This window comes from Herbaspirillum camelliae (assembly GCF_001929405.1).
GTDB classification, from domain to species: Bacteria; Pseudomonadota; Gammaproteobacteria; order Burkholderiales; family Burkholderiaceae_D; genus Herbaspirillum; species Herbaspirillum seropedicae.
In genome coordinates this window covers 2,452,058-2,475,418 of sequence record NZ_KV880769.1, presented here as the reverse complement: position 1 = coordinate 2,475,418, position 23,361 = coordinate 2,452,058, and the positions used below count along the sequence as shown (strand labels likewise).

Genomic DNA, 23,361 nt, shown 5'->3' with positions numbered 1-23,361 from the left:
GCCGATGATTGCCGAGCTTCCCCCGCTGCGTGACGAACTGGCGCTGCTGCCCGGTCCGCCGCTGGCCGATGGCCAGCCTAGCTGGACCTTGCAGGACCCGGTGCGCAACCTGTTCTTCCAGATCGACTGGAGCGGCTTCGAGATCCTCAGCCGCTGGCCCCGACGCAAGCCCGACGTCATCGTCACCGAGGTCAATGCCGAGACCACCTTGCAGATCGATGCCGAGGAAGTGGAAGCGATGGCGCACTTCCTGCAGGAAAACCAGCTGCTGCGCCCGCCCGACGGCAGCGCCCCGATCCTGGCCGCACAACGCGACCGGCAGCGCAAAGGCTGGGGGCAATGGCTGCTGCACAACTACCTGTTCCTGCGCCTGCCCCTGGTACAGCCGGATCGCTGGCTGTCGCGCTGGAGCCCGCGCCTGGCTTTTCTGTACAGCAGACGTTTCTTCCAGCTCACCGTCATCGCTGCGGTGCTGGGCTTGCTGGGGGTGTACCGCCAGTGGGACCAGTTCGCAGGTACGCTGGTGGATCACTTTACCTGGCAAGGCCTGGCCGCCTATGGCGCGACCCTGATCGCGGTCAAGACGCTGCATGAACTGGGACATGGTTTCACCGCCAAGCGCCATGGCTGCCGGGTCCCGAGCATGGGCGTAGCACTGCTGGTGTTGTGGCCGGTGGCCTATACCGATACCAATGAGGTCTGGAAACTGAGCCAACGCCATCAACGGCTGCAAGTGGCCGCCGCCGGCATCGCCACCGAACTGATCATCGCAGCCTGGGCGACGCTGGCCTGGGTGGTGCTTCCCGAGGGATTGCCGCGAGCGGTGGCCTTCCTGCTCTCGACCACCACCTGGGTCACCACCGTGCTGGTCAATGCCAGTCCGTTCATGCGCTTCGATGGTTACTTCCTCCTCTCCGATTATCTGCAACTGCCCAACCTGCACAGCCGGTCCTTTGCGCTGGCGCGCTGGGACCTGCGCGAACGTCTGTTTGCCATCGGCGAACCGGTGCCGGAACACCTGCCCGCGCGCCTGCACAAAGGACTTGTCGCCTTTGCCTGGGTCGTCTGGATCTATCGCCTGACGGTCTTCCTGGGCGTGGCGGTACTGGTGTATCACTTCTTCATCAAGGCAGCGGGGATTTTCCTGTTCATGGTGGAAATCGGCTGGTTCGTCTTGCTGCCGCTGCGGCTGGAGCTGCTGGAATGGCGCAAGCGCTGGCCGCAGATCCGTCAGCGCGGACGCTATCGCCGCAGCGCCATCGCCGCGGTCATCCTGTTGCTGCTGTTCGTATTGCCCTGGCCGACCCGCATTGCCAGCTCGGGCTTGCTGCAACCTGTGCAGCAACTGGAGCTGTACGCCCCCGCGCATGCCCAGGTAGTCGCGCTGCCCTGGGCCAACGGCAGCCAGGTCGCGGCCAACGCAGCGCTGATGCTGCTCAATTCACCCGACCTGATACGCCGCAATCAGATCAACGAGGCACGTCAGCAGCAACTCGCGCTGCAATCCAATGCAGCCAGTTTCGATCAGGAGACCCGCAAGAACTGGCAGTTGCTCAACGAGCAGCTCTCCTCCACCGAAGCCGAGCAAGCCACGGTGGAAGCAGACCGCAAGCGTTACCAGCCCATCGCGCCCTACGCCGGCAGGCTGGAAGACCTGAACCCTGATCTGCGGGTCGGCCAATGGCTCACCCAGGGCGAATCGCTGGGCCGCCTGATCGGTGATGGCCGCTGGCAGGTCGTGACCTATGTGGATGAAGATGACATCCATCGTATTGACGAGGGTGATCGTGCGCTCTTCATTGCCGATGGCATGGCTGGTCCCAATCTGCATCTGCGCTTGTCCAGCATCGACAAGAACGCCAGCCCGACGCTGGGCGAAGCGCCGCTGGCGAGCAACTACGGCGGCCACATTGCGGTGCGCGAGAAGAATGGCACGCTCTATCCGGAGCGCGCCGTCTATCGGGTGGTGTTCAATGTCGAGGCCGATGATGCCGGCGATGTCCGCAGCGCCCGCAGTGCCATCATGCAGCACAGCTGGCGCGGACGGGTCACCATCGCCGCGCAATGGGAAGCACCGGGGCTGCGCTTCTTGAAGAACGCCATGGCGGTGTTTTGGCGGGAGGCGGGGTTCTAGTTCGTGCAGGCCGGTTAGCTTGCCTCCCCTTTCAAGATGGACAAGAGCTGATCTGCCCCGTCCGGTGTTGCATTGGCATTATAGGAACTCAGTATCTGCAGCAATGCATATTTCAAGGGCTGTCGCGCCAGCCTTTCGTAAAACTGAATCAGCGCCAGGAATGGCTGGCGCTCAATCCTTGCGGTGGCAGGATCTACCACCGTCGCGATCAGGTCGGTCGGCGATGATCCGCTTGGCTCCAACTGGACCAATAGCTTGGCATGCCCGATCTGAGCATCAGGGTTCATGCCAAGAATGACCAAAGGGCCGTACTGCAATTGATTTAGCCACCAGGAAGTATCAAAAGAGGCCAAGCCATAACGCGTCAGCTCAGCCCTTTTCGCCAACAGCTCGACCTCGTCACCAAGCAGCAGGCCTTGATTGGCACGCCCTTGGATACCGTCCTGATAATAGGCCTCGAAGGGTGCGCCGAGCAGCTTCGCCACCCAGCTCATTGAATACGAGGTCGAGGCGCGCCAGGAAATCATCATGGTGACGCATGCCAGCCAACACAAATTGGAATGCCCCTGGTCCACCGGTGAGACCGTCCATCGAGGCGAAGCCATCGGAGCACTGCCATGGGCCGCGAGAGGTCTGGCGAGCATCAAAGATGCCAGCCCGCCGAGCACCAGGCGACGGTTTTTCCTGACCATATTCATCATTCAACAATCTCTCCACTCATTCAAGGCTGGAAATTCTCGATCTCTTCCAACGAGGGATTGTTGTTCTTGACGAAGGCCTGAAGGCGCTTGAATTCCTGCTCATCGATCTCGACCGGGGTTGAGATGAAACTGACTATCAAGGTCCGGTCATCTTGCTCTTGAGGTCCGCCGATACCCACTTGTCCGTCCGGCACATTTGCATTCGATCCGGGCATGCGCAGTACTTCGGTCCGGACACTCTCCTGGCGAGATCGCGCGTCTGCATAGATTTCACGGAGCGTGGAGTCAAGCTTCGCATAAGGCACCTTGGCAATCACTTTTTTCTGCTCCCAGCGCGGCCCGCCCAGATAGACGGCGCCGTACATCACCTTGGCCGTGAAGGGATCGTTTCCCTCCAACAGCATGGCGTGATAGAACGCGCGATGAACGTCCTGCCAGGGGCGTGCTTTTTCATCGCACGCGACATCATGGATGACCGATGCTTTGCGATACTTTCCTTCATAGGGACCACCGATGAACGACCAGGCGGCACGGGGAATGGATGCGCCATCAACCACCGAACCGGCGGGCGCATTCCAGTGCGTTCCAGCGCCATCGATATAGGTAAATGGCTGCGTCAGCTCCATCGTGCGGCCATCAGGTCCCCACTTGGCGACGACTTCGCCGACGAATTTTCCGTAAGACGTTCCAGCATCAGACTCGCTGCCAGCCGCCGTGGCCCATGTCGGAATGAGCAATGCGGCCATCAACCCCCAAACGAACTTCATACATCCCCCTGTTGAATTTTAGTTACATATTCCCGCAAAACGGGATCAGATTATGGGGCGGTGGGCAGGTTGGTGCAACGTTCCTTGTCGGCCCTCGTTCAGAATTGCCGTGCCAGTGGTGGTGCAGATGCATGGATGAATTCCGAGCAGCGCCGCGATCAATTCGTCCGGCGGCTCACCGTCATCAGCAAGGCTCAATCACCCAGACCGCAATTGACGCCTTGAAAATTCCGGAACCCATCCCTATACTTAGCACTCGTCACGGCAGAGTGCTAACAGCGCCGCCGGGCGCAATCCCCTTTTTCATGCGGTGAGGTTTGCTGCATTTGGAAGAAAACCGTTGCAGGCTTCGCCGCAATCAATGCTAACTTATTGAAAATTAAGGAGTTCTCATGAATCTTCGCCCTTTGCACGATCGCGTTATCGTCAAGCGCCTCGACCAGGAAACCAAGACTGCTTCCGGTATCGTTCTGCCTGACGCAGCGACCGAAAAGCCGGACCAAGGCGAAGTCCTGGCCGTCGGCAATGGCAAGATCCTGGAAGATGGCAAGGTCCGCCAACTGGCCGTGAAGGTCGGTGATCGCGTTCTGTTCGGCAAGTATTCCGGCCAGGCCGTGAAGATCGATGGCCAGGAACTGCTGGTCATGCGCGAAGAAGACCTGTTCGCCGTCGTCGAGAAGTAATTCGGCATCCGGCCTTCCTTTTCCTTCTATTTCTATATAGGTAGAGAAAACATGAAGGCCATCGGCAACAAGACAGCAGCCGGTGCTCCCTGAAGCTTCAGGCCCGAGCCCGGCGACATGAACTGAACCGAATTTCTGGAGAATCCAACATGGCAGCAAAGCAAGTTATTTTCGGCGATGAAGCACGCGCCAAGATCGTCAACGGCGTCAACATCCTGGCCAACGCAGTCAAGGTCACCCTGGGCCCCAAGGGCCGCAACGTCGTGCTGGAGCGCAGCTTCGGCGCCCCGACCGTGACCAAGGACGGCGTTTCCGTCGCCAAGGAAATCGAACTGAAGGACAAGCTGGAAAACATGGGCGCCCAGCTGGTCAAGGAAGTCGCTTCCAAGACCTCCGACAACGCCGGTGACGGTACCACCACCGCTACCGTGCTGGCCCAGGCCATCGTGCGCGAAGGCTTCAAGTACGTCGCCGCCGGCTTCAACCCGACTGACCTGAAGCGCGGTATCGACAAGGCTGTCACCGCCATCGTCGGCGAAGTCAAGAACCTGGCCAAGCCCACCACCACCTCCAAGGAAATCGCTCAAGTCGGCTCGATCTCGGCCAACTCCGACGCGGACATCGGCGACATCATCGCCAAGGCCATGGAAAAGGTCGGCAAGGAAGGCGTCATCACCGTGGAAGACGGCAAGTCGCTGGAAAACGAGCTGGACATCGTCGAAGGTATGCAGTTCGACCGTGGCTACCTGTCGCCGTACTTCATCAACAACCAAGAGAAGCAGATCGTCGCTCTGGACAATCCCTTCATCCTGCTGTTCGACAAGAAGATCTCCAACATCCGTGACCTGCTGCCGGTGCTGGAACAAGTCGCCAAGGCTGGCCGTCCGCTGCTGATCGTGGCTGAAGACGTCGAAGGCGAAGCCCTGGCTACCCTGGTGGTCAACAACATCCGTGGCATCCTGAAGACCGCTGCCGTCAAGGCGCCTGGCTTCGGCGACCGCCGCAAGGCCATGCTGGAAGACATCGCCATCCTGACCGGCGGCCAAGTGATCGCCGAAGAAGTCGGCCTGACCCTGGAAAAGGCTACCCTGGCTGAACTGGGCCAAGCCAAGCGCGTTGAAATCGGCAAGGAAAACACCACCATCATCGACGGCAACGGCGACGCCGCTGGCATCGAAGCTCGCGTGGCGATGATCCGTACCCAGATCGGCGAAGCGACCTCCGACTACGACCGTGAAAAGCTGCAAGAGCGCGTGGCCAAGCTGGCTGGCGGTGTTGCACTGATCAAGGTTGGCGCTGCTACCGAAGTCGAAATGAAGGAAAAGAAGGCCCGCGTCGAAGACGCCCTGCACGCTACCCGCGCTGCTGTTGAAGAAGGCGTCGTGCCTGGCGGTGGCGTGGCCCTGCTGCGCGCTCGCGCCAACGTCAAGGACCTGAAGGGCGACAACCCCGATCAGGAAGCCGGCATCAAGATCGTGCTGCGCGCCATCGAAGAGCCGCTGCGCCAGATCGTCTTCAACGCCGGCGACGAGCCGTCGGTGGTGGTGAACAAGGTGCTGGAAGGTTCGGGCAACTTCGGCTACAACGCTTCCAACGGCACCTATGGTGACCTGGTGGAACTGGGCGTGCTGGATCCGGCCAAGGTGACCCGTTCGGCCCTGCAGAACGCTGCCTCCGTGGCCAGCCTGATCCTGACCACCGACGCCCTGGTGGCCGAAGTGGCGGAAGACAAGCCGGCCGGCATGCCTGGCGGCATGGGTGGTATGGGCGGCATGGGTGGCATGGACGGCATGATGTAATTGCCCTCCGGCCATGGCCATGGAATCCATGGCCTGTGCTGCACGCTGCAAGGAAAAACCCGCATCGGCGACGATGCGGGTTTTTTCATGGGCGTCCGGTTGCGCGAATAACGACTGACTGTATGGACACCGAGACAAGCATGCAGCCAACCCATAAGAGAACGAGTGACGGGGGCGACCGCCAAGTCTGCCTTCGCAGCCATACAGGCATCGCTCTCTCAGCACGAAAAAGACCCGCATCCCCGTAAAAGGATGCGGGCCAAACATCGCGGCTTCCAGGGGCCGCGACGCAGTGCCTTGTTTAGAAGCTGTGGATGAGGCCGGTGCTGATGGCAGTCTGGCTGCGATCGATGCCAGGCTCCTGGTCCTTGCTCAGGCCGACGTTGTACATGTCGGACGAACGCAGGTTGCGCACGAGGGCGTAGGCGCTGGTGCGCTTGGACAGGTCGTACTTGGCGCCCAGGTTAAACTGCAGCAGGCGGCCACTGTGCGCGCCGATGAACTTGGCGCGGGTATGCTGAACGCTGCTCATCAGGGCCAGGCTAGGCATCAGCTGGTAGCTCGCGCCGATGTCGAAGGTCTGGCTGGACTGGTGGTTGGTGCCGCCGATGGAGAATGCGCTGCTGTCGGTCGGAGCATAGCCAAGCTCGGTCTTAGGGTCGTACATCTTCGCAAAGCTCTTGCGCTTGTTGTTCTCATCCAGATGCACCTTGGCCAGCGGCAGTTTCACATGCGAGAACGCACCATAGACCTTGGCCGGGCCGAACTGGTAAGCCGCCGCCAGGGTCCAGGTCTTCAGGCAGGTATCGCCGGCGTGGTCCTTCTCGCCAGCGCCGTTGCAAGCCGCTTTGGCGTTGACATCACTGGAGCCATCGCTGCCACCGCCCATCTTGCTCTGGAAGTAACCCAAGCCCAGGCTCAATGGACCGTTGACGTACTGACTGCCCAAGCCGATGGATCGACCGCCGACGGCCCTGCCGACCTGTTCGCCGAAGCCATAGATGGCACTGAAGCTCAGGCCACTGAAGTTGGGCGAGTTGTAGCGGATGGAATTGTTGAGGCGTTGACCGTCGGTACGATCCAGGCCTTTTGAATGGACGGTGCCGGGGACCCCGAAGCCGCCCGCCGAGGCAATTCCGCCGATATCGTTGAGCGGATCGTTCTGGCGGCCGACCAGCACGGTGCCGAAGTTGCCGCTCAGACCCACGGTCGTCTGGCGGCCCCACATCAATTTTCCTTGGCCCGCTTCGCCCGTATCGACGTTGAAGCCGTTTTCCAGCGTGAAGACTGCCTTGAGGCCGCCGCCCAGATCTTCGCTACCCTTTACGCCCAGCCGCGAACCCTTTACCAGGCCTGACTCCACAGCGGTCAGGCTGCCGGTCCTCTTGCCATCAGTCGCGATCTTGTTGGTATAGGTCAGGCTGGCATCGATCACACCATAGATGGTGATGCTGCTACTGCTTTGCGCATGGGCCGCGCCGGCGAATGCACCCAGGACGGCCAGTGCCAGGAGGGACTTTTTCATAGGAACTCCGAAGTGGTTTGATTGCTATTGATTGACGGGCGCGGCCGCCGCAAGGGCGGGCTCGACGCCCTGGCTTCCGGATAGATATCAAGAAGTCAACGGCAATCTAAACCGATTTTATTTTCTCGATCACCTTATAATTTGAAATCAAAGCTTTTATAAGAATTTTCCGCAGCTTTGTTGCAACAAACAGAATGAGAGAAAAATCCGCTTTCAGTCGGGTAAAGAAAAAGAAAAACAGGCAACAATACGACAGTCGGTAAAGAAAAATGAATAAATTAACAATATTCATTCCTCCCCCTCAAAGGACTTCGAGAAGGCCACGTACCGCTCCCGCAGTCGATTGCCGCGCACCAGCACCGACGTGCTTTCCCGCCGGATGCTAAGACGCCAATGTCATATGCAAAGGCGAAAATTATTTTCCCCATATAACCGCTCCGCCTTAAAATAGCGGCTTCTTATAAAAATACTGATGGCAGTGGAGACCTGTGGCCCTCACCCGCCCGCGGCGTCCTCCCGATGCCCTCGCTGGCGCAGGACCCGGGTTCGCTGCCATTTCTTCTTTCCATCATGATCGAAATACAAGCTGTGACCCAGCGCTTCGGCAATGTCGAAGCGGTGCGCAAGGTCGATCTGTCGATCCGCAAAGGCGAGATCTTCGGCATCATCGGCCGCAGCGGCGCCGGCAAGAGCACGCTGGTGCGCACCCTGAACCTGCTGAACCGCCCCACGTCCGGGCGCATCGTGCTCGACGGCCAGGACCTGACCGCGCTGTCGGCGGCCCAGTTGCGCCAAGCGCGGCGTGGCATCGGCATGATCTTCCAGCACTTCAACCTGCTCTCTTCGCGCAGCGTCTACGACAACATCGCCCTGCCGCTGGAACTGGCCGGCAAGAGCAAGGCCGAGATCGCCGCCAAGGTCGAGCCGCTGCTGGAACTGGTCGGCCTGACTGCCCTGCGCGACCGCTATCCGGCGCAGATCTCCGGTGGCCAGAAACAGCGCGTGGGCATCGCCCGTGCACTGGCCAATGATCCCAAGGTGCTGCTCTCGGACGAAGCCACCTCGGCGCTGGACCCGGAAACCACCCGCTCCATCCTCGAACTGCTGCGCAAGATCAACAAGGAACTGGGCCTGACCATCGTGCTGATCACGCACCAGATGGAAGTCATCAAGCAGATCTGCGACCGCGTGGCCGTGATGGAAGCCGGCCAGGTGATCGAACAGGGCGAGGTGCTGGACGTGTTCCGCCAGCCGCGCCATGAAGTCACCCGCGCACTCATCGGCGACGTCATCGCCCACGAACTGCCCAAGGGCGTGCTGGCGCGCCTGCGCGAACGCCTGGCGCGTGCCGACGCCGGCCAGGGCACGGACCACCTGTTCCGCTTCGCCTTCACCGGCAATGACGTGGACCAGCCGCACCTGTCGGAAGCGGTGCGCCGCTTCAACCTGGACTTCAATATCCTGCACGGCCAGATCGACGAGATCCAGGGCCAGGCGTTCGGTTCGCTGGCGATCCTCGCCAACGGCACCCAGGACAACCTCAACCAGGCCATGCAATACCTGCGCGAACAGGGCGTGGTCGTCGAGGAGCTCAACCATGTCATCTGAACTGATCGATCTGTTCGTCAGCTCCTTCGGCGAGACGCTGATGATGGTGGTGATTTCGGGCGTGGTCGGCTCGCTGCTGGGCATTCCGCTGGGCATCGCCCTGCACATCACCGAAGCCAAGGGCGTGCTGCCCAACGTGGCCTTCAACCGCATCGCCGGGCTGCTGGTCAACGCGGTGCGTTCGACGCCCTTCATCATCCTGCTGGTGGCGGTGATTCCGATGACGCGCTTTTTCGTCGGCACCTCCATCGGTACCGCAGCGGCCATCGTGCCCTTGACCATTGCTGCTGCGCCCTTCATCGCGCGCCTGGTCGAGACCGCCCTGCGCGAAGTCGATCACGGCCTGGTGGAAGCGGCGCAAGCCATGGGCGCCACCACCTGGCAAATCATTTACAAGGTCTTGGTGCCTGAGGCATTTGCTGGTATCGTCGCCGGTCTTACGATCACCTTCGTCAGCCTGGTGGGCTATTCGGCCATGGCGGGTGCGATCGGCGGCGGCGGCCTGGGCGACCTGGGCATCCGCTATGGTTATCAGCGCTTCCTGCCGGAAGTGATGCTGGCCGTGGTGCTGATCCTGATCGTGTTCGTCCAGCTGGTGCAATCCCTGGGAGACCTGCTGGTCCGCAAGCTCAGCCACCGCTGAACCTGCACTCATACAAGAAACGGCAGCTACCCGCTGCCCACATCACAAGCCTGAAAGGAAAGTCATGAAGCGTCGTCAGTTGATTCAATTCATCGCAGGCCTGGGCCTGGCCGCCGGCCTGGTCTCGGCTCCCGCCTTCGCGCAGGACCAGATCAAGATGGGCGTGACCGCCGGTCCCCACGCCGAGATCATGGAGCAGGTCAAGAAGCTGCTGGAAAAAGACGGCGTGCAGATGAAGGTCATCGAATTCACCGACTACATCCAGCCCAACGCGGCCCTGGCCGCCGGCGACCTGGACGCCAACTCCTACCAGCACCAGCCCTACCTGGATGCGCAGATCAAGGACCGTGGCTACAAGTTCGTCAGCGTGGGCAGCACCATCACCTTCCCGATGGGCGTGTACTCCAAGAAGATCAAGTCGCTCAACGACCTCAAGCAAGGTGCGCGCGTGGGCGTGCCCAACGATCCGACCAACGGTGGCCGCGCCCTGCTGGTGCTGCAAGCCAAGGGCGTGATCAAGCTCAAGGCCGATGCCGGGCTGAAGGCCACCCCGCTGGACATCGTCGAGAACCCCAAGAAGATCAAGATCGTCGAACTGGACGCCGCCCAGCTGCCGCGTTCGCTGGATGACTTCGACGCTGCTGTCATCAACGGCAACTATGCTGAATCGGCCGGCCTGTCGCCGACCAAGGATGCGATTGCAGTGGAAGCCTCGACCGGTCCTTACGCCAACGTGATCGCGGTGCGCGCCGCCGACAAGGACAAGCCCTGGGTCGCCAAGCTGGTCAAGGCCTACCACAGCCCGGAAGTGAAGAAGTTCGTGCTGGAGAAGTACAAGGGTTCCGTGATCACCTCCTGGTAATCCCCCTGCCCCGCTGCAAACGAAAAGGCCAGCTTCGCGCTGGCCTTTTTACTGTTACTGAACAGTCAATCTTATAAATAATTAATCCCTGCGTTCCCGATGATCCGGCGCATTGCGCCAGTCATCGTCTTCTTCCTCGTCCTCTTCATCTTCCGCCGACAAGGCATCGGGATTGTCAGTGGAGCGATAGGTCGCCAGCAATTCGGCGCGCGATTGCGGCGTCTCCAGCGAGATGCGACCGAGCGCGCCGCTGCGGTAGTCCTGCAGGAAGGTATGCGCGGCCTTCTCGAAATCGTAGTCGCCGCCCTTGAGGCGGAAGCCGCGCTTGGCCGCCACGCCCTCCACTACCGCCACGCCATCCATCCCCTCGGTATTGAAGCCATAGCGCGCCTTGAGCAGATGCGGATAGCGCTGCAGCAGCAGGTCGGCCAGGAAGGTCGCCACCTCTTCCTCGATGAGCGCATTGCTGCCCACCGCATGGCTGGCCGCCAACATCAGGCCATCGCTGGGATGCTCGATCTTGGGCCAGAGCATGCCGGGGGTATCGGTCAAGACCATGTTGTTGCCCAGGTAGAGACGCTGCTGGGTCTTGGTCACGGCGGGCTCGTCGCCCACGGCGGCCACGCGCTTTTTCAACAGCGCATTCATCAGCGTGGACTTACCTACGTTGGGAATGCCCATGATCATCATGCGCAAGGGCTTCAGGGCCGTGCCGCGATGCGGCGCGACCTGTATGGCCAGCTTGGGCACGCGCGCCACGTCCGCAGGTTTCTTGCAGGACAAGGCCACCGCTGTGACACCCTTCTGGCTGTTGTAATAGTCGATCCAGGCTTGCGTGGCGACCGGGTCGGCCATGTCGGTCTTGTTGAGGATCTTCAGGCAGGGGCGCTGACGCGCATTGCGCAGCTGCTCGATCATCGGGTTGCAGCTGGCCTGCGGCAGACGGGCATCGACGACTTCGATGACCATATCGACTTTTTCCATGCTCTCCGCTGCCTTGCGGCGGGCGGAATTCATGTGGCCGGGGAACCATTGGATGGACATGCGGGGCTTCTTTCTGATGCGTATTTCGTGGAAGGCGCTATTTTACGGCCCTGCCCCGCCAAACCCTAACAAATCCCCGATAAAACAGCCGGCCGCGTGCAATCCGGGGCCGGCTGTTGGATGCAGAACAACAATCTTGCTCAGGCGCGGCGTACTTGCCATTGCTCTTTGACAACGCCAACGAAGCGCCAGACCAACCATAAGGCGCCGGCATAGCCGACCGCCATGACGCCAAAGGCCAGCGGATTGCGCAGGTTCCAGCCGCTCACGCTATGCAGGATCGCCCCCATCAGGGCCACGCCGACCAGCGCCCCGATCTGGCGATTGGCGTTCAGCGCAGCGGCGGCGCTATTGGCATGGGCCTTGCCGGCCACCTGCATGACCACCGTGGTCATGGCCGGAATGGCCGTGCTGATGCCCAGGTTGGCCGAGGCGCACACCAGCGCCAGCAGCCAGTAGGGCGTGGCGGGGCTGAAGCCCATGGCCAGGGCGGTGAAGACCGTCCCCACCGACAAGCCCAGCAGCAGCGGCACACGCGGCCCCCAATGCGCCGACATGCGGCCCGACATGAGGTTGCCGAAGAAGATCACCGCCATCATCGGCACCAGTTGCAAGCCGGTCTGCAAGGCATCCGCACCCCGCCCCTGCTGCAGGAACAGGGCCAGGTAGAACAGGTTGCCATAGACGCCGAAGTTGATGAGGAAACCGATGCCATTGGCCGCCGCGAACTGGGGTGTGGCGAACAAGGCCTTGGGCAAGAGCGGCGCGATGCCGCGCAGTTCATGGCGCACCAGCGCCACGGCGGCCAGCACCGTCACCGCCAGCGCCGCCAGGATGCGCGGCGAAGCCCAGCCATACACCGGCCCCTGGATCAGCACGAAGGAAAGCCCTGCCAGCATCACCACCCCGGCCAGATGGCTGAACAGGTGCAGCGCACGGGCGTGCCCCGCGACTTGGGGAATGAGCTTGCGTGCCATCAGCAAACCCAGCAGGCCGACCGGCACGTTGATGAGGAACACGCTGCGCCAGCCCAGCCAGTGGATCAGCACGCCGCCCAGCAGCGGCCCGGCAGCAGCGGCCAGACCGACGGTCGCCGACCAGACGCCCAGCATGCGGGCACGCACGCGGTCATCCTCATAGACGTGCGTCAGCAGGCTCAGCGAACTGGGCATGAAGAAGGCCGCGCCCAAGCCCTGCAGCAGGCGTGCCGCGATCAAGAAGGGACCGTTGGGCGCAGCCCCGCACAGCAGCGAGGCCAGCACGAACAGGAACAACCCGGCCAGATAAAGTCGGCGCGCACCGAAGCGGTCGGCCAGCGCGCCGCCCACCAGCAGCATGGCCGCGAAGGTCAGGGTATAGCCATCGACGATCCACACCAGCGCGGATAGCGGCGCATTGAGGCTGGCGGCGATATTGGAGAGAGCGACATTGACGACCGTCACATCCAGCATGGCCATGACGAAGCCGATGGCCAGCGCTACCAGCGGCAGCATGCCGGCACGCGCAGTGAGGGCGGTGCTGGCGGCGGGAGGATGAGCGGCCAGGGCCGCTGCGGCAGGCGTGGAGGGGCAAGACATGGCGGATTCTCTTTCTGCACAAGGCAACAAGCCAATCAGGCAATGAGGCAAAGCGGACGGGCCGCCACCCGGATCATGAACGGGGGCGGCCAGCGATGGGGCAGATTCTAGGCTGAGCTGGTGATGCAATAAATAGGTATAAAATCAGCAGCCCGATGCAAATCTGCATCAGAAAATCAAGTAATCAAGCAATCAAACGGGGATCATCGATCATGGACTGGGATAACGCCCGCATCTTTCTTGCCATCTACCGTGTGGGCACGCTGCGCGGGGCCGCTGAAACGCTGGAGCTTGACCAGGCCACGGTGGGCCGGCGCCTGGCGGCGCTGGAGAAATCGCTGGGTGCGCGGCTGTTCCTGCGCACGCCCAATGGTTACGTCCCGACCCCGGCCGGCGAGATGGCGGCCGCCGCTGCGCAGCAGATGGAGCAAGGCGCCGAACAATTGCAGCGGCAGATGCAGGGCATCGACGAACGTCTGTGCGGGGTGGTCCGGCTGGCCACCACCGATGTGACGGCGCGGCACTTCCTGATCCCTGCGCTGCATAGGCTGCGCCAGGAACATCCCCATATCCGGGTGGTCTTGTCCACCTCAACCCAGATCACCAACCTGACCAAGCGCGAGGCTGACATTGCCGTGCGCACCCTGCGTCCGGATGCGCCGGATCTGATCGCGCGCCACCTCAAACGCCTGCACAAGGCCATCTATGCCTCCAGAAGCTATGTGAAGAAACGTGGCCTGCCCGAACCGGGCACCGGGCTGAAGGGACACGACGTGGTGATCTACCAGCGCAGTGTCTTGCCGGCAAAGTCAGAGCAGATCTGCGGGGAGTCGATCATCAATGCGCAGGTGGCCATGGAAGTCAGTACCGGGCTGGTCATGTACGACTGCCTGCAAGCCGGCTTCGGCCTGGGCGAGCTGCCCACCCATGTGGGCGACAAGGCCAGCGGGTTGGTGCGCGTCTGGCCGCAGCGCGAGACGCCTTATGACATGTGGCTGGTCTTGCATAGCGACCTGAACCGCACCGCACGGGTGCGCGCAGTGGCCGACGCCATCATTGCCGCCTATGAGGCGGCCTGAGCCTGTGGAAAAGTCAACTTATTCAAGATCGGCCAGCACCTTCAGGTGGGCCACCACGCTGCGCGCCAGCGCCGAGAGGTTGTAGCCGCCTTCCAGGCAGCTGACGATGCGCCCCTGCGCATACTGGTCGGCGATCTTCATGATCTGCCGCGTGATCCAGGCATAGTCGGCTTCCACCAGCCCCATCTGTCCCATGTCATCCTCGCGGTGGGCATCGAAGCCGGCCGAGATGAAGATCATCTGCGGTCGATGCGCATGCAGCGCCGGCAACCACTTCTCGGTCACCAGCGTACGCACGGCATTGCCATCCGAATAGGCCGGCACCGGCACATTGACGATGTGCGGCTCGGTGGGCCCATCACCGGAGAAGGGATAGAAGGGATGCTGGAAGAAACTCACCATCAGCACCCGCGGGTCATGCGCAAAGATGTCTTCCGTGCCATTGCCGTGGTGGACATCGAAGTCGATCACCGCCACCCGCTCCAGTCCATGCACGTCAATGGCATGGCGCGCCGCCACGGCGACGTTGTTGAACAGGCAAAAACCCATGGCCTTGTCGGCCGTGGCATGGTGGCCGGGCGGGCGAATGGCGCAGAAGGCATTGTCCAGTTCGCCGGCCAGCACCGCATCGGTGGCCGCGACTGCAGCGCCGGCTGCGCGCAGGGCGGCTTTCCAGCTGTGCTTGTTGAGCAGGGTGTCGCCATCGACCGAATAGTAACGCTCGCCGGACAGGCTCAGGGCATGGCTGTGTTCCCGCACGAAATCCACCGCCGCCGGGCTGTGCACCCGCTCCAGCTCAGCCGGATCGGCCAGCGGCGCCTCGCGGCGATCAAGAAACTGGTCGATGCGGCTCAGGATGAGCTGGTCTTCGATGGCCTGCAGGCGGGCCGGCGACTCGGGGTGCCAATCGCCCATTTCATGGCGCTGGCAATCGGCGTGCGTATAGATGGCGGTGGTCATTGTTGCTCTTATTGCTATCGGGCAAGCTGCTGAAAGGCGCCGGCCCGGGTTGTCTCGTTGAGCTAGTGTACATCCGCTGTCGCGCATCGTGTACGAAGCCTGAGCTGCTGGCATGCACCGTGATAGGGCAGCACGTCTGATGCGGTATACTTGCAGGCTTATTTGCCCCGGCTTGCCCCGTCTTCGCGACCAGAACGCTTCACCAGCCTCCGCTCATGCCCATCTCCCTGCCTCGCCTGAATTGCCTGTCGTCCCTGTTGCTCGTCCTCGGTCTGTGCGCTGCTTCGTCCGCCCTGTGCGCGGACAACGCTGCTGCAAGCAAGAGCGGCAAGCCCCAGCAAAGCAAGACTGCCTCCACCAGCAACAAGCAGAGTCCCAAGAAAGCCCCGGCCAAGAAGAAGGTCGTGCCCGAAGACCAGGGTGAATTCGTCAATTTCAATGAGTGGAAGGAAGTGGCCCGCTTCATGGATGAAATGGTGGAACGCAACCACTTCAGCCGCAGCGAGCTCAACAGCCTCTTCGCGCAGACCCGCTATCTCGACAGCGCCATCCAGTTGATCAAGCCGGCGCCCAGCAACAAGCCCAAGAACTGGTTCGCCTATCGCGCGCGTTTCGTGGAACCGGTGCGCATCAATGCCGGTGTCGATTTCTGGAATACCTATGGCGTGGCGCTGGCGCGCGCCGAGGCGCAGTACGGCGTGCCGATGGAAATCATCGCGGGCATCATCGGGGTGGAAACGGTCTATGGCCGCAACACCGGCAACTTCCGCGTCATGGACGCCATCAGCACGCTGGCCTTCGATTATCCGAACACGCCGAATCGCGAAGCGCGCATGGCCTTCTTCCGTGGCGAGCTGGAAAACACCCTGCTGCTGGCGCGTGAAGCCGGCATTGATCCGCTCACCCTGCGCGGCTCCTACGCGGGCGCCATCGGCTGGCCGCAATTCATGCCGGGCAGCATCCGCGAATACGCGGTGGACTTCGATGGCGATGGCAAGATCGACCTGCGCAATTCGCCGGTGGACGCCATTGGCAGCGTGGCCCATTACCTCGCCGTCCATGGCTGGCAGCGCGGCCAGCCGGTGGCCTTCCCGGTCACGGTCTCGACCGAGAACCGTCAATGGGAAACCATGCTCAACCAGGGCCTGGAGGCCAAGTACAGCGTCGATGAACTGCGCGCCGCCGGCGTGGTGCTGCCTGATGTGCCGGCCGACCTGCGCTTTGGTCTGGTGGACCTGCAGAATGGCACCAACCCCACCGAGTACTGGATCGGCACCGCCAACTTCTTCGCCATCACGCAGTACAATCGCAGCTACTTTTACGCGATGTCGGTGGCTGAACTGGGCCGCGCCGTAGCGGCAGCGCGCAACCGCTGAGCCTGGCGCATCTGCTGTGCCCCCACGGAGCGCGCCTGCAGCGCGCTCCAGCTTCTGACCTCCACCATTGAACCACGATGAAACGCATTGCTCCCCTGGCCTCCACGCTGATGCTGACGCTGGCCGGCACCTCGCTCGGCCTGCCCGCTACCTCCCGCGCCGCTGACGCTTCCGACAACAAGAGCCAGGACCAGAGCCTGCCCACGATCAATGTCACCGCCAGCGGCGCTACGGGCGCGCAGGCCCGCTCGGCCTCGGTGGCCGGCTTTGACGATGCGCCCCTGCTCGATACGCCGGCCTCGGTAGCCGTGGTGACGTCAGCACAAATGAAGGACCAGCAATCGCGGCTGCTCTCGGACGTGGTCAAGAACGATGCTTCGATCAATGAGAACTATGCGCCGGTGGGCTATTACGAGAACTTCAGCATCCGCGGCTTCACGCTCGATCCGGCCAGTGCCTATCGCGTCAACGGGCTGACGGTCGCCGGCGAACAGACCATCGCGCTGGAAAACAAGGAGCGCGTCGAATTCCTCAAGGGCGTGGCAGGTCTGCAGGCTGGCGTGGTGGCTGCGGGCGGGCTGGTCAATTACGTCACCAAGCGTCCGGCCGATGTACGTTCAATTACGCTGGGTACCGACTCCAATGGTTCGCGCTACCTGGCCACCGACCTGGGCGCGCTCTTCGGCGAACACAAGCAGTTCGGCCTGCGCATCAATGCCGCGCATGAAGACATCCATTCCTACGTCAGCAATGGCGACGGCTGGCGCGACTTCGCCTCGCTCTCGGCCACCTGGGCCATCAGCGCCAAGACGCTGGTGCAGTTCGATGCCGAATACCAGCAGAAGGCCCAGCGCTCCGTGGCCGGCTACCAACTGCTGGGCGGAACGACACTGCCCTCGGGTGTCTCTCCCTCGACCATGCTCACGCCGCAACCGTGGTCGCAGCCGGTGCGCGACAGTTCGATCACTACACGGCTGCGCATCGATACCGAATTCAATGCCGACTGGCGCGGCTATGTGCAGGCGGGCCGCAGCCGCGCGGTGATCGACGACTACCTGGCCTTCCCCTACGGCAGCGGCAATGGCGCTTCGCCGACCTTTGCGAGCAATGGCGACTTCGATGTCTACGATTACCGCGTTCCCAATGACGAGCGCCGCAATGATGAAGTGCAGGCGGTGGCCATCGGCAAGTTCGCAAGCGGCTGGGTGCAGCATGAGCTCACGCTGGGCATGGCGATGTCGCGCCGGATCGTGGACAAGTCCGACGGGATCAGCGTACTGGTGGGCCAGGGCAATATCTATAACGGCACGCCGGTCCTCCCTGCGGCCAACGCTGTCATACCCGCCGCCTATCGCAACCTGGACAGCCGCCAGAAAGCCCTCTTCTTCAGCGACCGCATGCAGTTCTCGCAGCGCTGGCAGGTACTGGCCGGCGGCCGCCAGGTGTGGCTCAACGAACAGAGCTTCAATTCCACCGGTGCGGTGACCCGCGATACTTCACGCAACCTGTTCCTGCCGCAACTGGCGCTGATCTTCAAGCCGGTACAGAACCTCTCGCTCTACGGCAGCTATGCCGAAACCCTGTCGCTGGGCAGCAGCGCGCCCTTCTGGGTCAGCAACTTCCCGGTCACGCTGCCGCCCTCGGTGGCGCGCCAGCTGGAAGCCGGGGCCAAGTACGAACTCTCGCCCGACCTGGCGCTGACCGCTGCCGTATTCCGGACCCGCAAGGCCTATGAATATCAGAAGCCGGACAACAGCACCGTCGGCTTTACCTACGTACAGCAAGGCCAGCAGACCAACACCGGCGTGGAACTGGGTGCGAATGGCAAGCTGACGCCACGCCTGGCCATCGGCGCGACCGCCACGGTGCTGCGCGCCCGTGCCAGCGATACCGGCACGGCCAGCTTCGATGGTCAGCAGGTAGTCAACGTGCCGCGCCTGCGCACGGCGGTCTATGCCGATTACGCCGTGCCGGGCATGGAGGGCGTCAATGTGATGGGCAGCTGGAACTACAGCGCCAGCAAGCCCGCCACCCGCGACGGCAGCGTGAACCTGCCGGCGGTCCATGTGTTCAATGCCGGGCTGCGCTACCAGTTGCGCATCAACGGCCATGCCGCCACGCTGCGCGCCAATATCGACAACCTCTTCGACAAGCGCTACTGGAAAGACGCCGGCCAGTACCTGGGTGACGGCTATGTCCACCTCGGTGCGCCGCGCACGGCGCGCCTGTCCCTGCAATACGATTTCTGATTGCATGGACGCGGCCTCTCATCACCTCACGCGGGTCATCAGCCATGGCATGGGCGCCGATCCCGTCATCTCTGACTGGCCGGCGCTGACCTCGGCCGAGGTGGCCCGCGTGCTGCGCCATTACCCCGGCGTAGGCCAGCCGCTGCGGCTGGAGTGGCACAGCCCGCGCCCGTTCTCGGCAGCCTGCATGATGCAGACCGAGAGCGGCCCCATCATCGTCAAGCGCCATCATGTGCGGGTGCGCGATATGGCGGCGCTGGCCGAGGAACATCGCTTCGTCGCCCATCTGCAGGCACAGGGCCTGCCGGTCAGTTGCGCACTGGCCACCGAATCGGGAGCCACGGCGCTGGCCGATGACTACTGGACCTATGAAGTGTTTGCACTGGCCGCCGGGGTCGACCTGTATCGCGAGGCCTTGTCGTGGACGCCCTTCCACAGTTGCGCCCACGCCTGGTCGGCAGGACAGATGCTGGCGCGCCTGCATCAGGCGGCGGCTGGCTATGAAGCGCCAGCGCGGGCGGCGCGCCCGCTGGTGGCCAGCTTCACCATCTTCTCGCAGGAAGATCCGGTGGGTCCGCTGCAGGCCTACATCGCCCAGCGTCCTGCCATTGCCGATTACCTCGAAGCGCGCCCCTGGCGTGGTGAGGTAGCGCAGCACCTGCTGCCCTGGCACGCCGCGCTCAAGCCCTATCTGGATGAATTCGTCCCCTTGTGGACGCACAATGACTGGCACGCCTCCAACCTGCTCTGGAGCGACGCCAGCCCGCAGGCACAGGTGCAGACGGTGCTGGACTTTGGCCTCTGCGACCGCACCACCGCACTGCATGACCTGGCCACCGCCATCGAACGCAATATCGTCGAGTGGCTGGCCATCCCGCAGCGTGACGAACAACTGGTACACCTGGACCTGCTCGACGCCCTGCTCGACGGCTATGCCGCGCACTCGCCGCTGAGCGCACGCCAGCTACGCGCGCTGGCGGCCTTGCTGCCGCTGGTGCATGCGGAGTTTGCGCTGGCCGAACTGGATTACTTCCATGGCGTGACGCAGTCGGCGATCAATGCTTCGCTGGCCTACGATGCCTACTTCCTGGGCCATGCGGCCTGGTTCCATTCACCGGAAGGCCAGCGGCTGCTGGCACATCTGCACCAGCGGGCCGATGCAATCGAGCAGCGCTGAAACAAGCGCGGCCGGAAGCGCCTGTGGATAAGATAAACCGGCTGCCGAGGCTGCCGATCAGGCAAAGTCCTTGATGGTCTGCGGTTCGATCAAGACCATGTTCTCATTGGCCCCCAGCCAGACCTGTCCATCCTGGATCGTGCATTGCAGCTGCATGGTGCGCTGGGCCAACGCGGCCAGGGCCTGGCTGGCCTCGGCGGCGATGTTGACGACCTTCAGGTTCTTGGCGCGCTCGACGCGGCTGCCGGTCTGGTTCCACCAGATATTGGACACGCTGCTGTAGCTGTAGACGATCACCCGCTCGGCCCGTCCGCAAGCCTTGAGGATGGCGCGATCGTCAGGCTGGCCCACTTCGATCCACAACTCCACCGCGCCGGTCAGGTCCTTCTGCCACAGGTCAGGCTCGTCGGTATCGGAAAGACCCTTGCCGAAGGCCAGCGCCTCGCTGGCGTTGAGAGCGAAGGCCAGCACCCGGATCATCATGCGCTCGTCGGTCTCGGAGGGGTGGCGGGCGATGGTCAGTGCGTGCTGCTGGTAGTAATGCCGATCCATGTCGGAGATCTGCAGGTCGGCCTTGAAGATGGTGGATTTGAGCGCCATGGGAATCTGTGCTTGCAAAAGGGAGAGCGGCCGGGCATGCAGCGCCGCGGCCAAAGGTTGGCAAGCATAGCCGATTCAGGCCCGCTGTGCGCATCGGCGAGCGCATGCGACAATGCCGGCCATGAACACCGCATCTCCCGCCCCTGCTGCTCCCGGCGACGACCAGGTCGTCCCCCTCACCCGCGCCTGGCTGGAACAGGCCGTGATCGGCCTCAATCTTTGCCCGTTTGCCAAATCCGTCCATGTAAAGAACCAGGTCCGCTACCGTGTCAGCCAAGGTCAGGACTGGGACAGCGTAGCTGTCGATCTGGAAGAAGAACTCGTCCTGCTGGCAAAATCCGATCCCGAGCACATCGATACTACCTTGCTGATCCTTCCGCTCGCATTCGCCGACTTTCACGAATACAACGACTTCCTGGACTGGGCAGATCGCATCCTGGAAAGGATGAGACTGGACGGCGAACTGCAGATCGCCAGCTTCCATCCTGATTATCAATTTGCCGACGCCGGCCCCGACGATATCGAGAACTACAGCAATCGCTCGCCTTTTCCCATCCTCCACCTGTTGCGAGAAAGCAGCATCGACCGGGCCGTGGCGGCCTACCCCGACGCATCGGCCATCTTCGAGCGAAATATGGCGACTTTGCGCGAACTGGGCCTAACTGGCTGGAATATGCTCCCATTTGTCGTGACAAATAAGCAACGCTAGCAAAACTCGAATTTTTCCTGTTAATATCTGTTACAAATTCGAAAGTGAGTTGCTGCAACTATTGCAGAAGAAGTTTTTCTGACTGCATGAAAAATGTGCAATTATTTCTATATAGACATAGAATTATTGTTGTGCTGCTTCAAGCGCACTTGGTCAGAGAACAGAGAGCTTGCTGACATTGTTTTGAAGTCGTTCTTTGATAGGGCTTTCGATATCTTGCAGAAAGAGGCATTGCCTTGGCGAGAATAGCGTCAGTCGCGTTTTGCAGTTTTACAAACAATTAATGCTTAGGCGCAAAGCCTTCCACAAACATCTGCATAATGGAACGTCCCGATCATGACTACCAACGATACTGCTGAAACCAATTCCATTTCCGATCAAGTCAACTACGATCCCAACCACCTGCTGGATGCGCTGATCGAGAAGTTGCACCTGAAGAATGATGCGGCCCTGTCGCGCGCGCTGGAAGTCGCGCCACCGGTCATCAGCAAGATCCGTCACCGCCGCCTGCCGGTGGGTGCCTCGCTGCTGATCCGCATGCACGAGGTCAGCGAGCTGTCCATCCGCGAACTGCGTGAACTGATGGGCGACCGCCGCGAGAAATTCCGCATCAGCGACAAGCAGTTCAAACCCAAGCCAGGCGCCGCGCCGGCTGCTGCACCGACCACCGGCAGCGCCGAGTAAGCCGCGCCAGGCCAAGCCTCGGTAGGGCAATAAAAAACGGAGCCAGCGGCTCCGTTTTTTATTGCTGTGCTCTGCAGCAGCCTGCGCCGCTGACGGCATCAGGCTGGAAAGACCCCAGTCGACAGATAGCGGTCGCCCCGATCACAGACGATGAAGACGATGGTGGCGTTTTCCAGCTGGTGCGACAGCCGCACCGCCACCTCACAGGCGCCGGCGGCCGAGATGCCGCAGAACACGCCCTCGGTCACGGCCAGCTTGCGGGCCATGTTTTCGGCATCGGCCTGGCTGACCGATTCGATCTGGTCCACCCGCGAACGGTCGAAGATCTTGGGCAGGTAGGCTTCCGGCCACTTGCGAATACCCGGGATGGACGAGCCCTCTTCCGGCTGCGCGCCCACGATCTGCACCTGCGGATTCTGTTCCTTGAGGTATTGGGCTACGCCCATGATGGTGCCGGTGGTGCCCATGGCGCTGACGAAATGGGTGATGCTGCCCTTGGTATCGCGCCAGATTTCCGGACCGGTGGTTTCGTAGTGGGCCAGCGGATTGTCCGGGTTGGCGAACTGGTCCAGGATCAGGCCTTCACCGTTCTTCTGCATCTGTTCGGCCAGGTCGCGGGCGTATTCCATGCCGCCGCTCTTGGGCGTGAGCACGATCTTGGCCCCGTAGGCCGCCATGCTCTGGCGGCGCTCTTCGGAGAGATTCTCGGGCATGAGCAAGATCATCTTGTAGCCACGCATGGCCGCCACCATCGCCAGGGCGATCCCGGTATTGCCGCTGGTGGCTTCGATGAGGGTATCGCCCGGCTTGATCTGGCCGCGCGCTTCAGCGCGGGTGATCATGGAAAAGGCGGCGCGGTCCTTGACCGACCCGGCCGGATTGTTGCCTTCCAGCTTGCCCAGGATGAGGTTGTTGCGGCGCTTGGCTTCTTCGCCGCCGATGCGCGGCAGCAGGATCAGCGGGGTATTGCCGATGGTGGATTCGATGGTCGGATAGGACATCTGCTTGGCTTCCTTGCGCAACCGTACTGGCGCACGGCGCAATCTCTGGTCGAAACGATCATTCTAATATGACTGGAACGCATGTGCAGACGCTGTGACCTAACAAGATGCTTATAAGGATATAGCCAAATCATTTAAAGGCTTAGAAAAATAACGACGTCGAAGTCACATTTTCTCGTCGCT

Annotated in this window: 20 protein-coding genes; 12 read left to right on the top strand and 8 right to left on the bottom strand. The window is 61.9% G+C overall.

Going from position 1 to position 23,361, the window contains the following annotated elements; translation table 11 throughout:
- The first annotated feature begins 4 nt into the window (after positions 1 to 4).
- A complete protein-coding gene (locus tag BGK68_RS11015) occupies positions 5 to 2,134 on the top strand; it encodes an HlyD family secretion protein (protein WP_198937189.1) in 2,130 nt (709 codons plus the stop codon).
- Between the two features lie 14 nt (positions 2,135 to 2,148).
- Here BGK68_RS11015 and BGK68_RS11010 read toward each other — a convergent pair whose 3' ends face one another.
- Both BGK68_RS11010 and BGK68_RS11005 read right to left on the bottom strand, forming a co-directional pair.
- Positions 2,149 to 2,835: a papain-like cysteine protease family protein gene (locus BGK68_RS11010; protein ID WP_075257131.1), complete on the bottom strand. Its 687-nt coding sequence runs from the start codon at positions 2,833 to 2,835 to the stop codon at positions 2,149 to 2,151.
- A gap of 20 nt (positions 2,836 to 2,855) precedes the next feature.
- Entirely contained in the window at positions 2,856 to 3,602 is a 747-nt protein-coding gene (locus tag BGK68_RS11005) for a DUF1353 domain-containing protein (protein WP_075257130.1), read from the bottom strand.
- 392 nt (positions 3,603 to 3,994) lie between these two features.
- Between BGK68_RS11005 and groES the strand changes: the two genes are divergently transcribed.
- Together groES and groL are read left to right on the top strand one after the other, a co-directional pair.
- On the top strand, positions 3,995 to 4,285 hold the full coding sequence (groES, locus tag BGK68_RS11000; protein ID WP_008115200.1) for a co-chaperone GroES: 291 nt from the start codon (positions 3,995 to 3,997) through the stop codon (positions 4,283 to 4,285).
- Between the two features lie 149 nt (positions 4,286 to 4,434).
- Positions 4,435 to 6,084 (top strand): chaperonin GroEL, encoded by a 1,650-nt coding sequence (groL, locus tag BGK68_RS10995; protein WP_075257129.1) that lies wholly within the window; start codon positions 4,435 to 4,437, stop codon positions 6,082 to 6,084.
- Between the two features lie 301 nt (positions 6,085 to 6,385).
- On the opposite strand, the gene BGK68_RS10990 is transcribed toward groL, so the two are convergent.
- Positions 6,386 to 7,609, bottom strand: a complete 1,224-nt coding sequence (locus tag BGK68_RS10990) for a porin (RefSeq protein WP_075257128.1) — start codon at positions 7,607 to 7,609, stop codon at positions 6,386 to 6,388.
- Positions 7,610 to 8,179: 570 nt separating this feature from the next.
- Between BGK68_RS10990 and BGK68_RS10980 the strand changes: the two genes are divergently transcribed.
- From BGK68_RS10980 to BGK68_RS10970, 3 genes are all read left to right on the top strand, one after another.
- Positions 8,180 to 9,217 (top strand): methionine ABC transporter ATP-binding protein, encoded by a 1,038-nt coding sequence (locus BGK68_RS10980; RefSeq protein ID WP_075259786.1) that lies wholly within the window; start codon positions 8,180 to 8,182, stop codon positions 9,215 to 9,217.
- A complete protein-coding gene (locus BGK68_RS10975) occupies positions 9,207 to 9,860 on the top strand; it encodes a methionine ABC transporter permease (protein WP_013233024.1) in 654 nt (217 codons plus the stop codon). The genes BGK68_RS10980 and BGK68_RS10975 overlap by 11 nt, the downstream gene beginning before the upstream one ends.
- Positions 9,861 to 9,924: 64 nt before the next feature.
- On the top strand, positions 9,925 to 10,722 hold the full coding sequence (locus BGK68_RS10970; RefSeq protein ID WP_075257126.1) for a MetQ/NlpA family ABC transporter substrate-binding protein: 798 nt from the start codon (positions 9,925 to 9,927) through the stop codon (positions 10,720 to 10,722).
- Between the two features lie 81 nt (positions 10,723 to 10,803).
- On the opposite strand, the gene ylqF is transcribed toward BGK68_RS10970, so the two are convergent.
- Positions 10,804 to 11,766, bottom strand: coding sequence for a ribosome biogenesis GTPase YlqF (ylqF, locus tag BGK68_RS10965; RefSeq protein ID WP_075257125.1), 963 nt, complete (start codon positions 11,764 to 11,766; stop codon positions 10,804 to 10,806).
- 140 nt (positions 11,767 to 11,906) lie between these two features.
- Positions 11,907 to 13,343, bottom strand: coding sequence for an MFS transporter (locus BGK68_RS10960; protein WP_075257124.1), 1,437 nt, complete (start codon positions 13,341 to 13,343; stop codon positions 11,907 to 11,909).
- 212 nt (positions 13,344 to 13,555) lie between these two features.
- On the opposite strand from BGK68_RS10960, the gene BGK68_RS10955 reads away from it, so the two are divergent.
- Positions 13,556 to 14,422, top strand: a complete 867-nt coding sequence (locus BGK68_RS10955; protein ID WP_075257123.1) for a LysR family transcriptional regulator — start codon at positions 13,556 to 13,558, stop codon at positions 14,420 to 14,422.
- A gap of 18 nt (positions 14,423 to 14,440) precedes the next feature.
- On the opposite strand, the gene BGK68_RS10950 is transcribed toward BGK68_RS10955, so the two are convergent.
- Positions 14,441 to 15,382, bottom strand: a complete 942-nt coding sequence (locus BGK68_RS10950) for a histone deacetylase family protein (protein ID WP_075257122.1) — start codon at positions 15,380 to 15,382, stop codon at positions 14,441 to 14,443.
- A 215-nt stretch (positions 15,383 to 15,597) separates the two neighbouring features.
- Here BGK68_RS10950 and mltB point away from each other — a divergent pair, with 215 nt between their 5' ends.
- From mltB to BGK68_RS10935, 3 genes are all read left to right on the top strand, one after another.
- Entirely contained in the window at positions 15,598 to 16,758 is a 1,161-nt protein-coding gene (gene mltB, locus BGK68_RS10945) for a lytic murein transglycosylase B (RefSeq protein ID WP_075257121.1), read from the top strand.
- Positions 16,759 to 16,835: 77 nt separating this feature from the next.
- Complete coding sequence (locus tag BGK68_RS10940; RefSeq protein WP_075257120.1) at positions 16,836 to 19,007, top strand: TonB-dependent siderophore receptor; 2,172 nt, start codon at positions 16,836 to 16,838, stop codon at positions 19,005 to 19,007.
- 4 nt (positions 19,008 to 19,011) lie between these two features.
- Complete coding sequence (locus tag BGK68_RS10935) at positions 19,012 to 20,184, top strand: phosphotransferase enzyme family protein (RefSeq protein WP_075257119.1); 1,173 nt, start codon at positions 19,012 to 19,014, stop codon at positions 20,182 to 20,184.
- A 57-nt stretch (positions 20,185 to 20,241) separates the two neighbouring features.
- On the opposite strand, the gene BGK68_RS10930 is transcribed toward BGK68_RS10935, so the two are convergent.
- Positions 20,242 to 20,784: a YaeQ family protein gene (locus BGK68_RS10930; RefSeq protein ID WP_013233015.1), complete on the bottom strand. Its 543-nt coding sequence runs from the start codon at positions 20,782 to 20,784 to the stop codon at positions 20,242 to 20,244.
- A 112-nt stretch (positions 20,785 to 20,896) separates the two neighbouring features.
- Between BGK68_RS10930 and BGK68_RS10925 the strand changes: the two genes are divergently transcribed.
- Positions 20,897 to 21,493 carry a DUF1415 domain-containing protein gene (locus BGK68_RS10925; RefSeq protein ID WP_083657781.1) on the top strand — a complete coding sequence of 199 codons (597 nt, stop codon included), beginning with the start codon at positions 20,897 to 20,899 and terminating at the stop codon, positions 21,491 to 21,493.
- Positions 21,494 to 21,829: 336 nt separating this feature from the next.
- Positions 21,830 to 22,177 (top strand): hypothetical protein, encoded by a 348-nt coding sequence (locus BGK68_RS10920; RefSeq protein ID WP_041310237.1) that lies wholly within the window; start codon positions 21,830 to 21,832, stop codon positions 22,175 to 22,177.
- Between the two features lie 98 nt (positions 22,178 to 22,275).
- Here BGK68_RS10920 and cysM read toward each other — a convergent pair whose 3' ends face one another.
- A complete protein-coding gene (gene cysM / locus BGK68_RS10915) occupies positions 22,276 to 23,178 on the bottom strand; it encodes a cysteine synthase CysM (protein ID WP_075259784.1) in 903 nt (300 codons plus the stop codon).
- Positions 23,179 to 23,361: the final 183 nt, after the last annotated feature.

Coding starts and splice junctions, on each gene's coding strand:
- BGK68_RS10975 (WP_013233024.1), top strand. CDS start 9,207: ATGTCATCTGAACTGATCGATCTGTTCGTCAGCTCCTTCGGCGAGACG.
- BGK68_RS10935 (WP_075257119.1), top strand. CDS start 19,012: ATGGACGCGGCCTCTCATCACCTCACGCGGGTCATCAGCCATGGCATG.
- BGK68_RS10955 (WP_075257123.1), top strand. CDS start 13,556: ATGGACTGGGATAACGCCCGCATCTTTCTTGCCATCTACCGTGTGGGC.
- BGK68_RS10950 (WP_075257122.1), bottom strand. CDS start 15,382: ATGACCACCGCCATCTATACGCACGCCGATTGCCAGCGCCATGAAATG.
- BGK68_RS10990 (WP_075257128.1), bottom strand. CDS start 7,609: ATGAAAAAGTCCCTCCTGGCACTGGCCGTCCTGGGTGCATTCGCCGGC.
- BGK68_RS10940 (WP_075257120.1), top strand. CDS start 16,836: ATGAAACGCATTGCTCCCCTGGCCTCCACGCTGATGCTGACGCTGGCC.
- BGK68_RS11005 (WP_075257130.1), bottom strand. CDS start 3,602: ATGAAGTTCGTTTGGGGGTTGATGGCCGCATTGCTCATTCCGACATGG.
- BGK68_RS10980 (WP_075259786.1), top strand. CDS start 8,180: ATGATCGAAATACAAGCTGTGACCCAGCGCTTCGGCAATGTCGAAGCG.
- groL (WP_075257129.1), top strand. CDS start 4,435: ATGGCAGCAAAGCAAGTTATTTTCGGCGATGAAGCACGCGCCAAGATC.
- groES (WP_008115200.1), top strand. CDS start 3,995: ATGAATCTTCGCCCTTTGCACGATCGCGTTATCGTCAAGCGCCTCGAC.
- cysM (WP_075259784.1), bottom strand. CDS start 23,178: ATGTCCTATCCGACCATCGAATCCACCATCGGCAATACCCCGCTGATC.
- BGK68_RS10970 (WP_075257126.1), top strand. CDS start 9,925: ATGAAGCGTCGTCAGTTGATTCAATTCATCGCAGGCCTGGGCCTGGCC.
- BGK68_RS11010 (WP_075257131.1), bottom strand. CDS start 2,835: ATGATGAATATGGTCAGGAAAAACCGTCGCCTGGTGCTCGGCGGGCTG.
- BGK68_RS10960 (WP_075257124.1), bottom strand. CDS start 13,343: ATGTCTTGCCCCTCCACGCCTGCCGCAGCGGCCCTGGCCGCTCATCCT.
- BGK68_RS10930 (WP_013233015.1), bottom strand. CDS start 20,784: ATGGCGCTCAAATCCACCATCTTCAAGGCCGACCTGCAGATCTCCGAC.
- BGK68_RS11015 (WP_198937189.1), top strand. CDS start 5: ATGATTGCCGAGCTTCCCCCGCTGCGTGACGAACTGGCGCTGCTGCCC.
- ylqF (WP_075257125.1), bottom strand. CDS start 11,766: ATGTCCATCCAATGGTTCCCCGGCCACATGAATTCCGCCCGCCGCAAG.
- BGK68_RS10925 (WP_083657781.1), top strand. CDS start 20,897: ATGCCGGCCATGAACACCGCATCTCCCGCCCCTGCTGCTCCCGGCGAC.
- mltB (WP_075257121.1), top strand. CDS start 15,598: ATGCCCATCTCCCTGCCTCGCCTGAATTGCCTGTCGTCCCTGTTGCTC.
- BGK68_RS10920 (WP_041310237.1), top strand. CDS start 21,830: ATGACTACCAACGATACTGCTGAAACCAATTCCATTTCCGATCAAGTC.